This is a genomic window from Streptomyces abikoensis, from assembly GCF_014648775.1.
Lineage (GTDB): Bacteria > Actinomycetota > Actinomycetes > Streptomycetales > Streptomycetaceae > Streptomyces > Streptomyces abikoensis.
Window position 1 is genome coordinate 353,388 of sequence record NZ_BMRT01000002.1, and the last position, 16,671, is coordinate 370,058.

A 16,671-nucleotide genomic window follows, 5' to 3' on the forward strand; every position below is an offset into this window, starting at 1 on the left:
TCAGCCTTCGTCGTCGTTGGAGCCGGTGGAGCCAGTGGTGCCGGGAGTGCCGTCCAGCGCCGCCCGGACGAGGGCGTCGACGTCCATCTCGTCGATCGAGTCCGCGTAGCCGCCGTCCGGGTCCGCCGTCCGCCCGGTGGTGGCGTCGTCGGCCGTGGCCGTGGTGGCGGCGAGCCTCAGCAGGGGTTCCAGCACGCCGATCTCGCGCAGTTGGGCCACGGAGACGGAGGCGAGCAGGGCCCGGATGCCGTCCTGGTCGATCTCCTCATCCTCCCCACCGGTGCCCTGTCCGGCGCCGGGCAGCAGCTCGCGCAGGACGTGGGCGGCCAGGTCGACGGGGGTGGGATGGTCGAAGACGAGCGTGGCGGCCAGGGTCAGCCCGGTCGCGGCCGTGAGCTGGTTGCGCAGTTCGACGGCGGCGAGCGAGTCGAAGCCGAGGTCCCGGAAGGCCCGGTCGGCGCCGACGGCGTCGGCGTCGGTGTGGCCGAGGACGGCGGCGGCCCGGGTCCGTACGACGTTCAGGACGGTCTCGGTGCGCTGTGCCGCGCTCTGGCCCGCCAGCTTCTCGCGCAGGGCCGCGCCGTCCGCTCCCGGCGCGGTGTCGTCGCCGCCGGGACCGACCGGGGCCGGGTCGCCGGCGGGGGCGAGCTCCGCGAGGAGGGGGCTGGGCCGGACGGCGGTGAAGGCGCGGACGAACCGGGCGGGTTCGACCTCGGCGACGACCTCCGTCGGCCCGTTCTCCATGACGGCCCGGCGCAGCGCGGTGACCGCGAGGCGCGGGTCCAGCGGCCGGATGCCGGTGCGCTGGGCGGCGGCGGTGGCGCGGGCGTCGGCGGCCATGCCGCCGCCGGCCCAGGCGCCCCAGGAGATGGAGGTGGCGGCCAGGCCCTCGGCGCGGCGCCGCTCGGCGAGGGCGTCGAGGAGGGCGTTGGCGGCGGCGTAGTTGGCCTGGCCGGGGTTGCCGACGGTGGCGGACGCCGAGGAGAACAGGGCGAACACCGTGAGGTCGAGGTCCCGGGTCAGGTCGTGGAGGGCGAGGGCCGAGGCGGCCTTGGCGCGGTGCACGGCCGCGAACCGCTCGGGGGTCAGGCCGTCGATCACGCCGTCGTCGAGGACGCCCGCCGCGTGGACGACGCCCGTCAGGGGCGTCTCGTCGGGGATGTCCGCGAGGAGGGCCGCGAGCGCGGCGCGGTCGGCGACGTCGCAGGCGGCGAGGGTGACCTCGGCGCCGAGCGCGGCGAGTTCGGCCCGCAGCTCCTCGGCGCCGGGGGCGTCGGCGCCCCGGCGGCTGACGAGCAGCAGGTGTGCCGCGCCGGCTTCGGCGAGGCCGCGTGCCACGTGGGCGCCCAGCGCCCCGGTGCCGCCGGTGATCAGGACGGTGCCGGTGGGCCGCCACTCCCGTACGGGCACGTCGGCCGGTACGGGCACGAGCCGGCGGCCGAAGACGGCGGAGGGCCGGACGGCGAGCTGGTCCTCGCCGCCGGAGTCGGCGAGGAGTCCGGCGAACCGGTCCGCCGACCGCTCGTCGAGGGTCTCCGGCAGGTCGATCAGGCCGCCCCAGCGGCGCGGGTGCTCGAGTGCGGCGACCCGTCCCAGGCCCCAGACGCCGGCCTGGGCGAGGCCCGGTACCGGCTCGGCGGGCGAGACGGCGACCGCGCCGCGGGTGACGCACCACAGGGGCGCGTCGATCCCGGCGTCGCCGAGGGCCTGGACGAGGGCGGTGGTGCGCAGGGTGCCCTCGGGGACGCCGTCGGTGTCGCCCGGAGCGGCGAGGGCGAGCAGGGAGAGGACTCCGGTGAACTCACGCCCGGCGGCGGCCTGTTCCTTCAGCAGCGCGGCCAGGGCGTCCCGGCCGGTTCCGGTGGTGACGTCCAGGCGTACGGCCCCGTCGCCGAGGCGGGCGAGGACGCCGGTGGCCCAGGGGTCGTCGGCCTGTCCGGCGGGTACGACGGCGAGCCAGGTGCCGGCCGGGCGGCCGGTGGGCGCGGCGGTCAGGGGCTTCCAGACGACGCGCTGGCGCCAGCCGTCCACGGTGGAGCGCTCGGCGCGGCGGCGGCGCCAGTCGGCGAGCGCGGGCAGGACCTTGGCGAGCGCGTCGCCGTCGACGTCCAGCTCCGACTCCAGGGCGGCGAAGTCCTCGCCGCCCACGGCGGACCAGAACGCCTCGTCCTCGCCCCCGGTCGTGCCGGGGGCGGCGGCGGGCCGGTGGTCGGGCCAGAACCGCTGGTGCTGGAACGGGTAGGTGGGCAGGTCCACGCGCGCCGCCGGGTCGGCGGCGCCGAGGACGGCCGTCCAGCGCGGGCTCAGGCCGTCGGCGTGGAGCCGGGCCAGGGCGGTGAGCACGGACCTCTCCTCGTCGCGGCCCTTGCGCAGCGCCGGTACGGTCACCGCCCGGGAGGAGGCGGCGTCCAGGGTGTCCTGGGCCATGGCGGTCAGGACACCGTCGGGGCCGATCTCCAGGAAGCGGGTGACGCCGCGCCCGGTGAGGGCGGTGACGCCGTCGCCGAACCGGACGGCCTCGCGGACGTGCCGCACCCAGTACTCGGGCGAGCACAGCTCCTCCCCCGTCGCCAGGTCGCCGGTGAGGCAGGACACGAGCGGGAGCGCCGGCGCGGCGTACGTCACGCCGCGGGCGGCCCGTCGGAAGTCCTCGAGTACGGCGTCCATGTGCAGGGAGTGAAACGCATGGCTGACCAGCAAACGCCTAGTCTTGCGGCCGTCGGCGGCGAACTTCTCCGCGACGGCGAGCACGGCGTCCTCGTCGCCCGACAGGACGACCGCCCGCGGGCCGTTGACGGCGGCGATGGACACGCCGTCGACCAGCCGCCCCGCGATCTCGTCCTCGGTGGCCTGGACGGCCACCATCGCACCGCCGGAAGGCAGCGCGTTCATCAACCGAGCACGGGCCGCGACGAGGGAACACGCGTCCTGAAGGGAGAAGACGCCCGCGATGTGCGCGGCGGCGATCTCACCGATCGAGTGACCGGCCACGTAGTCCGGTCGCATCCCCCACGACTCCACCAGCCGGAACAGCGCGACCTCGAGGGCGAAGAGCGCGGGCTGGGTGAAGCCGGTGTCGTTCAGCGCGGTGCCGTCCCCGGCGAACATCACGTCGCGCAGGGGCTGCTCCAGCACGCCGTCGAATTGGGCGGTCACCGCGTCCAGCGCCTCGGCGAAGACGGGGTACCGCTCGTACAGCTCGCGGCCCATGCCCGGGCGCTGCGAGCCCTGGCCGGAGAAGAGGAAGGCGAGCTTTCCGGCACGTCCCGCCGTGCGGCCCTGGACGACGCGCGGGTCGGCCTGGCCGTCGGCGAGGGCCGTCAGGCCCTCCAGCAGCTCGTCGCGGCTCGCGGCCAGGACGGTGGCCCGGTGCTCGAAGGACGACCGGGTCGTGGCCAGGGCCCGGGCCAGGTCGGCGACGGTCAGCTCCGGGCGGCCCGTCAGATGGGCGGCCAGGCGGGCGGCCTGGGCCTTGAGGGCCTCGGGGGCGGCCGCCGAGACGGGGACGGGCAGCACGCCCGGGCCGCCGTCCTCGGGCGCGCTCGCGCCGGCAGGCACCACTACCGGCTCCGGCTGCTCGATGATGACGTGCGAGTTGGTGCCGCTGGCGCCGAAGGCCGAGATGCCGGCCCGGCGCACACGGCCCGTCTCCGGCCAGTCGGCGCGCTCGGTGAGCAGCTCGACCGCACCGGCCGTCCAGTCCACGTGGGTGGACGGCTCGTCGATGTGCAGGGTGCGGGGCAGGACGCCGTGGCGCATGGCCATGACCATCTTGATGACGCCCGCGACACCGGCGGCGGCCTGGGTGTGGCCGATGTTGGACTTCACCGAGCCGAGGAGCAGCGGCCGCTCCTCCGGCCGGTCCTGGCCGTAGGTGGCGAGGAGCGCCTGGGCCTCGATGGGGTCGCCGAGGGTGGTGCCCGTGCCGTGTGCCTCCACCGCGTCGACGTCGGCGGCCGTCAGGCCGGCGTTCGCGAGGGCGCGGCGGATGACGCGGCGCTGGGAAGGCCCGTTGGGGGCGGTGAGGCCGTTGGAGGCGCCGTCCTGGTTGATGGCCGAGCCGCGCAGGACCGCCAGCACCTCGTGGCCGTTGCGGCGGGCGTCGGAGAGCCGCTCCAGGACGAGGACACCCACACCCTCGGACCAGCCGGTGCCGCCCGCCGACGCCGCGAAGGCGCGGCAGCGGCCGTCGCCCGACAGGGCGCCCATCTCGCCGAACTCGATGAAGTTCACCGGGGTGGACATGACCGTCACACCGCCCGCGAGGGCGAGCGGGCACTCGCCGTTGCGCAGCGACTGGGCGGCCAGGTGCAGGGCGACCAGGGACGAGGAGCAGGCCGTGTCGACGCTGACCGACGGGCCTTCCAGGCCGAAGGTGTAGGACAGCCGGCCGGAGAGCAGGCTGGCCGACTGGGCGGTCTGCGCGTGGCCGAGCTGGCCCGCCTCGGGGCGGTAGTCGCCGGTGCCGCCGCCGATGAAGACGCCGGTGTCGCCGCCGCGCAGCGCGGCCGGGTCGATGCCGGTGCGCTCCAGGGCCTCCCAGGATGCCTCCAGGACGAGGCGCTGCTGCGGGTCCATCACCATGGCCTCGCGCGGCGAGATGCCGAAGAAGCCCGGGTCGAAGTCCGCGACGTCGTAGAGGAAGCCGCCCTCGCGGGTGACGCTGCGGCCCCGGCCGTCCCGGTCGCCGTGGACCATGCGGTCCAGGTCCCAGCCACGGTCGTCGGGGAAGCCGCCGATGGCGTCGGTCTCCCCGGCGACGAGCTCCCACAGGTCCTCGGGCGAGCGGACGCCGCCCGGGTAGCGGCAGCTCATGCCGACGATCACGATCGGGTCGTCGGCACCGGCCGTCGCGGCCGGCACGGCGGCCCGGCGCTCGTCCTCGCCGTCGCCGCCGAGGAGTTCGGCGAGCAGGTGGGCGGCGAGGGTCTCGGCCGTCGGGTAGTCGAAGACCAGGGTGGCGGGCAGGGTGAGCCCGGTGGCCGTGGCGAGCTGGTTGCGGAGGTCGACTGCGGTCAGCGAGTCGAAGCCCAGGTCCCGGAAGGCCTGCGCGGCCGGTACGTCCGCCGGGTCGGCGAAGCCGAGCACGGCGGCGACCTCGGTGCGGACCAGGGTGAGCAGCGCCTCGGCCCGGTCGCCCTCGGCGAGGGCGGCCAGTTCGGCGCGCAGGCCGGTCGCGGCGCCCCGCTCGTCGCCCGTGGCGGGCGTCAGGGCGGCGCGGGCCTCGGGCAGTTCGGTGAAGAGGGCGGTGGGCCGGGAGCGGCCGAAGGCCGGGGCGAACCGGTCCCAGGCCACGTCGGCGACCGTCACCGCGGCGTCCTCGCCGGCCGTGGAGCCGGCCATGGAACCGGCCAGGGACAGGGCGAGCGCGGCGAGCGCGCGCCCGGGGTCCATGGCGGGCAGGCCGTTGGCGCGCAGGTGGGCGGCCAGGCCGTCCGGGGTGGTGTCGGCCCAGGCGCCCCAGGACACCGACAGGCCGTGCAGGCCGCTCGCCCGGCGACGCCGGGCCACCGTGTCGAGGTAGGCGCTCGCGGCGGCACCGGCGCCCTGGCCGCTGACGCCCCAGACGCCGGCGATGGACGCGAAGAGGACGAACGCCACGTCCGCCGCGCCGTCACCGGCAGCCGCGTCGACGGCGGCCTCCAGGCCCGCGACGTCCGCGTGGAGCGCGGCGAGGTAGGCGGCCGGGTCCGGGTCGGGGCCGGTGTCCCGGCCCGTGTGGACGACGGCGGTCAGCGGGTGCTCGGCGGGCGCCGCGGCGAGCGCGGCCGCCACGGTCTCGCCGTCGGCGAGGGAGCCGGTCGCGACCGTCAGCCCGGCGCCCAGGCCGGCGAGTTCGGCCTCCAGGGCCGCCACGGCGGAGGCGTCCGGTGCCGTGTCGCCGACGAGCAGCACGTGCCGGGCCCCGCGCTCGGCGAGCCAGCGGGCGGTGTGGCCGCCGAAGCCGGCCGGGCCGCCGGTGACCAGCGCCGTGCCCGAAGTCCGCCACGCGTCCGGCGCGGTGGGGGCGGCGACGCGCACGAGCCGTCGGCCGAGGAGGCCGGAGGAGCGCAGCGCCAGCTGGTCCTCGGCGTCGATGCCGGCCAGGGCGGCGCGGAAGCGGTCCGCGCCGCGCCGGTCGAGGACGTCGGCGACGTCGATCAGGCCGCCCCAGCGCTCGGGCCGCTCCAGGCCCATGACCCGGCCGAGCCCCCACGCGGCGGCCCCGGCGTCGTCGGCGGCCGCCTCGGAGCGGCCGGTGGCGACGGCGCCCCGGGTGACGCACCACAGGGGGGCGTCGACTCCGGCGTCCGCGAGGGCGCGCAGGAGTTCGTCGGGCGCGGTCGTCACGGACAGGGAGACGACGCCGGTGAAGTCCGTGCCCAGGCTGGCGAGGTGCTGCGTCAGCCCGGTGTGCTCACCGTCGCCGACCTCGACGCGCACGGCGTCGTCGCCGAGCGCGCCCACCAGCGCGGAGACGTACGGGTCGTCGGCGTGGCCCGCCGGGAGCAGCGCCAGCCAGGTGCCGGTCAGGGCGCTCGCGCCCGGGACCGCCAGCGGGCGCCAGGTCACGCGGTACCGCAGGCCGTCGACGGCCGACCGCTCGGCGCGCTTGCGGCGCCAGGACGACAGGGCCGGTACGAGGGCCGACAGCGCGGCGTCGTCCAGCTCCAGCTCGGCCGACAGCGACGACAGGTCCTCGCGCTCCACGGCCGACCAGAAGGCGGCGTCCACCGGGTCCCGGTCGCCCGCCTCGCCGTGGCCGGCCGCCGTGGCGCGCTCCGGCCAGTACCACTGGCGCTGGAACGCGTACGTCGGCAGCGGCGTCCGGCGGGCGCCCGTGCCCGCGAACCAGGCCGCCCAGTCCACGGGGACTCCGGCGACGTGCAGCCGGGCGAGGGCGGTGAGGAGAGCGGTCTCCTCGGGGCGGTCCTTGCGCAGGGCGGACACGGCCGCGGTGCCGTCGAGGGTGTGCTGGGCGAGGGCGGTGAGGACACCGTCGGGGCCGAGCTCCAGGAAGGCGGTGGCACCGGCCTCGTTCAGCGCCCGGACGCCGTCCGCGAAACGGACGGTCTCCCGGACGTGGCGCACCCAGTAGTCGGCGCCGCACAGCAGCTCCGGCGAGGCGATCTCACCGGTCACGTTGGACACGACGGGAACGCTGGGCGCCTGGTACGACAGGCCCGCGGCGACCCGGCGGAAGTCCTCCAGCATGGGGTCCATCAGCGGCGAGTGGAAGGCGTGGCTGACGGAGAGCCGCTGGGTCTTGCGGCCCTCGGCGGCCAGCTCCTCGGCGATCCGCAGGACGGCCGCTTCCTCACCGGCGATGACGACGGCCTCCGGGCCGTTGACAGCGGCGATCGAGACACCAGCGGTGAGACGAGGCGTCACCTCGTCCTCGGACGCCTGGACGGCCACCATCGCACCACCGGAAGGCAGCGCGGCCATCAACCGAGCACGAGCCGCGACGAGGGAACACGCATCCTCAAGGGAGAAGACACCGGCGATATGCGCCGCCGCGACCTCACCGATCGAATGACCGGCCACGAAGTCCGGACGCACTCCCCACGACTCGATCAGCCTGTAGAGCGCCACCTCAAGCGCGAAAAGCGCAGGCTGAGCGAAACCCGTCCCGTTCAACGCCTCCGCATCGGCACCGAACATCACCTCCCGCAGCGGACGCTCCAGCTCGCGGTCGAAGTACGCCGCCACCTCGTCCAGCGCCTCGGCGAAGACGGGGAACCGCTCGTACAGCTCCCGGCCCATGCCCGCGCGCTGCGAGCCCTGGCCCGAGAACAGGAACGCCTGCTTGCCCGTCGCGTCCCCGGCGACGCCGCGCGCGGCCTCCCGGGCGCTCTCGCCGTCGGCCAGCAGCACCGCGCGGTGCGCGAAGGCCGCCCGGCCCGTGGCGAGGGAGAAGCCGACGTCCGTCGCGTCCCGGCCCGTTCCGGCGAGGGCGGCGATCCGCTCGGTCTGCGCGGCCAGCGCGGCCTCGGACCGGGCGGAGACCACCCACGGCACGAGGCCGGGCGCCCGCTCCGCCACCGGCTCCTCGGAGGGCGTCGCCTCCGGGGCCTGCTCCACGATGACGTGCGCGTTGGTGCCGCTGACGCCGAAGGCGGAGACGCCCGCCCGGCGCGGGCGGCCGGTCTCCGGCCAGGCCCGGTGCTCGGTCACCAGCGCCACGGTCCCGTCCGTCCAGTCGACGTGCGAGGACGGGGCGTCGACGTGCAGCGTGCGCGGCAGTTCGCCGTGGCGCATCGCGAGGACCATCTTGATGACGCCCGCGACGCCGGCCGCCGCCTGGGTGTGGCCCAGGTTGGACTTGACGGCGCCGAGCTGCAGCGGCAGCGCCGGGTCGCGGTCCCGGCCGTAGGCGGCGATGAGGGCGTGCGCCTCGATGGGGTCGCCGAGGGTGGTGCCGGTGCCGTGGGCCTCCACGGCGTCGACGTCGGCCGGGGTGAGGCCGCCGTCGGCGAGGGCCTGGCGGATGACGCGCTGCTGGGCGCGGCCGTTGGGGGCGGTCAGGCCGTTGGAGGCGCCGTCCTGGTTGACGGCGCTGCCGCTGACGACCGCGAGGACGTCGTGGCCGTTGCGGCGGGCGTCGGAGAGCCGCTCCAGGACGAGGACGCCCACGCCCTCGGACCAGCTGGTGCCGTCGGCCGTGTCGGAGAATGCCTTGCAGCGGCCGTCGGGGGCGAGTCCGCCCTGCGCGGTGAACTCGGCGAAGGCGTCCGGGCTGGACATGATCGACACGCCGCCGGCCAGGGCCAGCGCGCTCTCGCCCTGCCGCAGCGAGCGCGCGGCCATGTGGAGGGCGACGAGCGAGGAGGAGCAGGCGGTGTCGACGGTGACGGCCGGGCCCTCCAGGCCGAGGGCGTAGGAGAGGCGGCCGGACATGACGCTGGCGGTGTTGCCGGTGGCGACGTGGCCGCGGACGTCGGCGGTGCCGGCGCGCAGCACGTTGACGTAGTCCTGGCCGTTGGTGCCGACGAACACGCCGGTGCGGCTGCCGCGCAGGGACGTCGGGTCGATGCCGGCCCGTTCGAAGGCCTCCCAGGTGGTCTCCAGCAGCAGGCGCTGCTGCGGGTCCATGGCGAGGGCCTCGCGCGGGGAGATCCCGAAGAACGCGGCGTCGAAGAGGCCGACGCCGTCGAGGAAGCCGCCTTCGAGGGTGGCGGAGCCGCCCCGGGCGAGGTGTTCGAGGTCCCAGCCGCGGTCGGCGGGGAAGCCGGAGATGGCGTCCTGCCCGTCGGACAGGAGCCGCCACAGGTCCTCGGGGGAGCCGATGCCGCCGGGGAAGCGGCAGTTCATGCCGACGATCACGATCGGGTCGTCGGCCACGTCGGCCCGGGCGGCCGGGAGCGCGCCGCCGCCGTCCCGCTCGGGCAGGGTGCCGAGGAGCTCGGTGAGGAGGAACCCGGCCAGTTCCGTCGGGGTGGGGTAGTCGTAGACGAGGGTGGCGGGCAGCTTCAGGCCGGTGGTGGCCGACAGGGCGTTGCGGAGTTCGACGATGGTGAGGGAGTCGAAGCCGAGGTCGGTGAAGGCCTGGTCGGCGGCGATGCTGTCGGCTCCGGCGTGGCCGAGGACGGCCGCGACGTGGGCGCGCAGCAGGTCCAGGACGAACCGGGGGCGCGCGGACTCGGCGAGTGCGGCGAGCCGGCGCCGCAGGTCGTCCTCGCCGGAGCCGCCCGTGAGGAGCGCGGTGCCCTGGGGGGCGGCGGTGACGACGGTGGCGGCGCGGAGCTCGGGGAGGTCGCCGACGAGGGGGCTGGTGCGGAACGCGGTGGCGTAGCGGTCCCAGTCGATGTCGGCGACGGTCACGGCGGTGTCGTCGTGTTCGACGGCGTGCCGCAGGGCGGTGAGGGCGGAGGCGGGTGCCATGGGGGTGAAGCCGCCGCGGCGGACGCGGCCGTCCGCGAGCGTTCCGTCGCCGGCCATGCCGGTTCCGGCCCAGGGGCCCCAGGCGATGGAGGTCGCGGGCAGGCCCTGGGCGCGGCGGGCGGCGGCGAAGGCGTCGAGGTAGGCGTTGGCGGCGGCGTAGTTGCCCTGTCCGGCCGCGCCGAGGGTGCCGGCGGTGGAGGAGAACAGGACGAAGGCGGCCAGGTCCGTCTCGCGGGTGAGTTCGTGGAGGTGGACGGCGGCGGTGGCCTTGGCGCTCAGGACGGCCGTGAACTTCTCGGGGGTGAGCGTGTCGACGACGCCGTCGTCGACGACTCCGGCGGTGTGGAACACCGCTGTGAGCGGCTGCTCGGCCGGGATGTCCGCGAGCAGCGCGGCGAGCGCGTCGCGGTCGGCGGTGTCGCAGGCGGCGAGGGTGACGTCGGCGCCCAGGGCGGTGAGTTCGGTCCGCAGGTCCTCGGCGCCGGGCGCGTCGGCGCCCCGGCGGCTGACGAGCAGCAGGTGGGGCGCGCCCGCTTCGGCGAGCATGCGGGCGACGTGGCCGCCCAGCGCCCCGGTGCCGCCGGTGACCAGGACGGTGCCGGTGGGGGTGTAGGGGCGGGGGGCGGGGGTGTCCCCGACGGGGTGGTGGGCCAGGCGGCGGGCGTAGGTGGCGGTGGGGCGTACGGCGAGCTGGTCCTCGTGCCCGGCGCCGGAGAGGACGCCCGCGAGGCGGCTCAGGGTGGCGTCGTCGAGGGTTTCGGGCAGGTCGACGAGGCCGCCCCAGCGCTCGGGGTGTTCGAGGGCCGCGACGCGGCCGAGGCCCCAGAGGGCGGCCTGTGCGGGGTCGCCCGCGGGTTCGGTGCGGGTGACGGCGACGGCGGCGCGGGTGACGCACCACAGGGGGGCGTCGATCCGGGCGTCGCCGAGCGCCTGGACGGCCGTCGCGGTGAGCGGCAGGGCGGCGAGGCCGTCCGGGCCCGGGGTCAGGGCCGGCAGGGACAGGACGCCCGTGAACTCTGCGCCCTCGGCGGTGAGTTCGCGCAGGCGCTCGGCGAGGGCGGCGCGGTCGGGCGTGGTGACGTCGAGGCGTACGGTCCCGGTGCCGAGGCCGGCCGCGATCGCGTCCGTCCAGGCCCGGTCGGCGTCGGACGCCCCGGCCGTGTCGCCGGGGGTCAGCAGCAGCCAGGTGCCCGTCAGTTGGGCCGTCGGGGCCTTGGCGAGCGGCTTCCAGGTGACGCGGTAGCGCCAGCCGTCGACCGTGGTGTGCTCGCGGCGCTTGCGGCGCCAGGAGGTGAGGGCGGGGACGACGGCGGTGAGGGTGGCGTCGTCGAGTTCCAGGGAGGAGCCCAGGGCCGTCAGGTCGGCCCGTTCCACGGCCGACCAGAACTCGGCGTCGACCGCGTCGGGCGTGCCCGCCGGGGCGGGCGCGGCCGGCAGGGCGGTGGTGTCGGGCCAGTAGCGCTGCCGCTGGAAGGCGTAGGTGGGCAGGTCGACGCGCCGGGCGGGGGCGTCGAGGACGGCCGCCCAGTCGGGGCGCACGCCGTGGACGTGGAGCCGGGCGAGGGCCGTGGTCAGGGTGTGGGTCTCGGTGTGGTCGCGGCGCAGCGCGGGGACGGCGAGGGCGGGCGAGTCGGCGTCGAGGGTCTCGCGGGCGGCGCCGGAGAGGACGGCGTCGGGGCCGAGTTCGAGGTAGGAGGTCACTCCGGCGGCGTCGAGGCGGCGTACGGCGTCGGCGAAGCGCACGGTGCGGCGGACCTGCCCGGCCCAGTAGGCGGGCGAGGTGGCTTCGTCGGCGGTGAGGAGTTCGCCGGTGACGGTGGAGACGAGGGGGATGGCGGGCGGCTGGAAGTCGAGCCCGGCCGCGACGCGGGTGAACTCCTCCAGCATGGCGTCCATGCGGGGCGAGTGGAAGGCGTGGCTGACGCGCAGGCGCTTGGTCCTGCGGCCGAGGGCCGCGAAGTGCTCCTCGATCGCGTGGACCGCGTCGTCGTCGCCGGCGACGACGACGGAGGCCGGGGTGTTGACGGCGGCGAGGGAGACGCGGTCGTCGTTCCCGTCGAGCAGCGGCAGCACCTCCTCCTCGCTCGCCTGTAGGGAGCACATGGCGCCGCCCGTGGGCAGGGCGGCCATCAGCCGGCCGCGTGCCGCGACGAGCGTGCAGGCGTCGTCCAGGGAGAGCACGCCCGCGACGTGGGCGGCGGCCAGTTCGCCGATGGAGTGCCCGGCGAGGTAGTCGGGGCGCAGGCCCCAGGACTCCATCAGCCGGAAGAGGGCGACTTCGAGGGCGAAGAGGGCGGGCTGGGTGTAGGCGGTGTCGTCGAGGAGGGCGGCCTCCTCGGTGCCCGGTTCGGCGAACAGGATGTCGCGCAGGGGGCGGTCGAGTTCGAGGTCGAAGCGGGCGAGGACGGCGTCGAGTGCCTCGGCGAAGACGGGGTGGCGGTCGTGGAGCTCGCGTCCGGTGCCGGGGCGCTGGCTGCCCTGGCCGGTGAAGAGGAACGCGAGGCGGCCGCGTCCGGCCCGGCCGGTGAGCAGGGCGCCGTCGGGGGTGCCGTCCCGGAGGGCGGCCAGTGCCCGGCGGAGGGTGTCGTGGTCGTCGGCGACGACGGCGGCGCGGTGGTCGAGGGCGGCCCGTGAGGTGGCGAGCGCGTGGGCGAGGTCGGTGAGCGGCGGGGCGGGGTGCTCGTCCAGGAGGGCGAGCAGGCGCCCGGCCTGGGCACGCAGGCCCTCGTCGGTGCGGCCGGAGAGCACCAGCGGCACGGTCGTGGGGCCGGCCTCGGTGGCGTCGGCCGGCTGCTGCGGCTCGTCCTCGACGGGGAGTTCGAGGACGGTGTGGACGTTGGTGCCGCTGAGGCCGAAGGAGGAGACGCCGGCGCGGCGCGGACGCCCGGTCGCGGGCCACTGCTGGTCGTCGGTGAGCAGCTGGATGGCGCCGGAGGTCCAGTCGACGTGGGTCGAGGGCCGGTCGACGTGGAGGGTGCGGGGGACGGTGCCGTGGCGCATGGCCATGACCATCTTGATGACGCTGGCGACGCCGGACGCCATCTGGGTGTGGCCGATGTTGGACTTCACGGAGCCGAGCAGCAGCGGCCGGTCGGCGGGGCGGTCCTGGCCGTAGGTGGCCAGCAGGGCCTGCGCCTCGATGGGGTCGCCGAGCTTGGTGCCGGTGCCGTGGCCGTCGACGACGTCGACGTCCGCGGCGCTCACGCCCGCGTTGGCCAGCGCCTGGGCGATGACGCGCTGCTGGGACGGGCCGTTGGGGGCGGTCAGGCCGTTGGAGGCGCCGTCCTGGTTGACGGCGGAACCCCGGATGACGGCGAGGACCTGGTGCCCGTTCTTCCGGGCGTCGGAGAGCCGCTCGACGAGGACGAGGCCGACGCCTTCGGCGAGGCTCATGCCGTCGGCGGCCTCGGCGTAGGCCTTGCAGCGGCCGTCGGCGGCCATGGCGCGCTGGCGGCTGAAGCCGACGAAGGCGCTGGGAGTGGCCATGACGCTGACGCCGCCGGCGAGGGCGAGGGTGCTCTCGCCGTTGCGCAGCGACTGGCAGGCCAGGTGGAGGGCCACGAGGGACGAGGAGCAGGCGGTGTCGAGGGTGACGGCCGGGCCCTCGAAGCCGAAGGTGTAGGACAGCCGGCCGGACAGGACGCTGGAGATGGTGCCGGTGATCAGGTGGCCCTCGTTGCCCTCGGGGGACGCCGGGCTGCTGTAGTCCTGGTAGCTGGCGCCGATGAAGGTGCCGGTGCGGCTGCCGCGCAGGGTGGCGGGGTCGATGCCGGAGCGCTCCAGGGCCTCCCAGGCGGTCTCCAGCAGCAGCCGCTGCTGCGGGTCCATGGAGAGGGCCTCGCGCGGGGAGATGCCGAAGAAGCCGGCGTCGAAGTCGGCGACGTCGTGGAGGAAGCCGCCGCGCGTGGAGTAGGTGCGGCCGGGCCGGTCCGGGTCGGGGTCGTAGAGGCCCTCGGCGTCCCAGCCGCGGTCGACGGGGAAGTCGGTGATGGCGTCGCCGCCCGCGGCGACGAGGTCCCACAGCTGCTCGGGGGTGCCGACGCCGCCGGGGTAGCGGCAGCTCATGCCGACGATGGCGATGGGCTCGTCGTCGGCGGCCGCACGGACGACGGCGGCCGTCTCGGTGCGGGCACCGGCGACGCGGGTGCGGAGGAACTCGACGAGCGCGAGGGGGGTCGGGTAGTCGAAGACCATGGTGCTGGGCAGGGTGAGCCCGGTGACGTTCGACAGCCGGTTGCGCAGGTCGACGGCGGTCAGCGAGTCGAAGCCGACCTCGCGGAAGGCGCGCTGCTCGGAGAGGACGTCGGGCGAGGCGTGGCCGAGGACGGTGGCGGCCTCGCCGCGCACCAGGTCCAGCAGCACCCGGTCCTGCTCGACGGCGGGCAGGGTGAGCAGCCGGGCGGTGAACTCGCTGTCCCCGCCGGCGGACGCGGTGCTGTCCTCCGCGAGCTTCTGGACCTCGGGCACGTCCTCGAAGAGGGCGGTGGGCCGGCCGGAGGTGAAGACGGGGTGGTAGCGCTCCCAGTCGACGTCGGCGACGCACAGGACGGTCTCGTCGTCGTCGAGGGCGCGGCGCAGGCCGGTGAGGGCCGCGCGCGGGTCCATGAACTCCAGGCCGCTGCGGCGGATGGCGCCGGGGTCGACGCGGCCGAGCTTGAGGTCGTCGGCCCAGATGCCCCAGGAGACGGCGGTGGCGGTGGCGCCCCGGGCGCGGCGGTGCTCGGCGAGCGCGTTGAGGTAGGCGTTGCCCGCGACGTAGGCGGCGTGCCGGCCGCTGCCCCACATGCCGGCGGTGGAGGAGTAGAGGACGAACGCGTCGAGCTCGTCGTCGTCGAGGAGTTCGTCGAGGTGGCGGGCGCCGGACACCTTGGCGTCGACGACCTTCGCGAAGGCGTCCAGGCTCGTCTCCTCGATGGAGGCGAGCTCGATGGTGACGGCGGTGTGGACGACGGTGCGCACGGTGTGGCCGTCGGCCTTGAGGCCGGCGAGCATCGCGGCGACGGCGTCGCGGTCCGTCAGGTCGCAGGCGACGACGGAGGCGTCGCAGCCCGCGTCGGTGAGCTCCTGGACGAGTTCGGCGGCGCCGGGTGCCGCCATGCCCCGGCGGCTGGTGAGGACGACGCGTTCGGCGCCCTGCTCGGCCAGCCAGCGGGCCAGGTGGGGGGCGAGGGTGCCCGTGCCGCCGGTGACGAGGGTGGTGCCGCGCGGCGTCCAGGCGCGGGCCGGGGTGGCCCCGGCGGTGGCGCGGGCGACGCGGCGGGCGAGGACGCCGGAGGCGCGGACGGCCAGCTGGTCCTCGCCGGTGCGGCCGGTGAGGACGGCGGCGAGCCGTTCCCCGGCGCGCCGGTCGAGGGTCTCGGGCAGGTCGACGAGACCGCCCCAGCGCTGGGGGTGTTCGAGGGCGGCGGTCCAGCCCAGACCGAGGATCTGGGCCTGGACGGGCCGGGTGAGCCGGTCGGAGCGGCCGGTGGCGACCGCGCCCCGGGTCAGGCACCACAGGGGCGCGTCGATCGCGGCGTCGCCGAGGGCCTGGAGGAGGGTGACGGTCAGGGCGAGGCCGGTCGCGAGCGCCGGGTGCCCGGGGGCGGGCTCCTCGGCGGCGGCGAGCAGCGACACCACGCCCGTCAGGCCGGTGGCGTCGTCGAGGCCGGTGAGGCGGTCGGTGAGGGTGGCGCGGTCGAGGCAGACGTCGTCGAGGACGAGCGTGCGGACGTCGGCGCCGTGCGCGGCGAGCGCGTCGGTGACGTCGTCGCCGGGCAGGCCCTGCGCGGTGACGACGAGCCAGGTGCCGGTGAGGGCGGCCGGGGGCAGGCCGGTCAGCGGCTTCCAGGTGGCGCGGTAGCGCCAGGAGTCGACGGTGGTCTCCTCGCGGCGGCGCTTCCGCCACGTCGCGAGGGCGGGCAGCACGGGGGCCAGGGCGGCCCCGTCCAGGCGGAGCCCGGCGGCGAGGGCGTCGACGTCCTCGTCCTCGACGGCCGCCCAGAAGGCGCTGTCCGCCGGGTCCGCGTCGGCGCCCGTGCGCTGCTGCTCGCGGATCGCCCACAGGTGTTCGCGCTGGAAGGCGTAGGTGGGCAGCTCGACGCGGCGGGCGCCACCGCCGAGGACGGGCGTCCAGTCGGCGCGGACGCCCCGGACGTACGCCTCGGCGAGGGAGGTCAGGAACCGGTCGGCGCCGCCCTGGTCGCGGCGGAGGGTGCCGAGGACGGTGGCGCGGGCGCCGGTGTCCTCGGCGGTCTCCTGGACGGCCATGGCCAGCACGGGGTGGGAGCTGACCTCGACGAACACCCCGTGCCCGGCCTCCAGGAGGCTGCGGACGGCGGGGTCGAAGCGCACGGTCCGGCGCAGGTTGCGGTACCAGTAGGCGGCGTCGAGGGGCGTGTCCTCGGTCAGCCACTCACCGGTGACGGTGGAGAGGAACGGCACCTCGGGGGCGTTCGGGCGGACGGGGGCGAGCGCGGTGAGGAGCTCGTCCTCCAGCAGCTCCACCTGGGCGGAGTGCGAGCCGTAGTCGACGGCGATGCGCTTGGCGCGCACGTCCTCGGCGGTGAGCCGCTCCATGAGGATGTCGAGGGGTGCGGCGGGGCCGGCGACCACGACGGAGCGCGGGCCGTTGACGGCGGCTATGGACAGCTCGCCGCCGAGGGCGGCCAGGCGTTCCTCGACGTCGGCGGCGGGCAGCGGCACGGAGACCATGCCGCCGGTGCCCGCGAGGATCCGGCCGATGGCCTGGCTGCGCAGGGCCACGACGCGGGCGGCGTCGCGCAGGGAGAGCGCGCCGGAGACGGCGGCCGCGGCGATCTCGCCCTG

General features: G+C 76.4%; 1 protein-coding gene (cut by a window edge). It reads right to left on the reverse strand.

The features are described 5' to 3' along the window. Positions 1–16,671, reverse strand: partial view of a type I polyketide synthase gene (locus IE096_RS08175; RefSeq protein WP_189450128.1) — the 3' portion only. Its footprint extends 11,925 nt past the window's final position; 16,671 of the gene's 28,596 nt are visible here — the last part of the coding sequence; the start codon falls outside the window, past its right edge — the gene reads right to left on this strand; its stop codon occupies positions 1–3.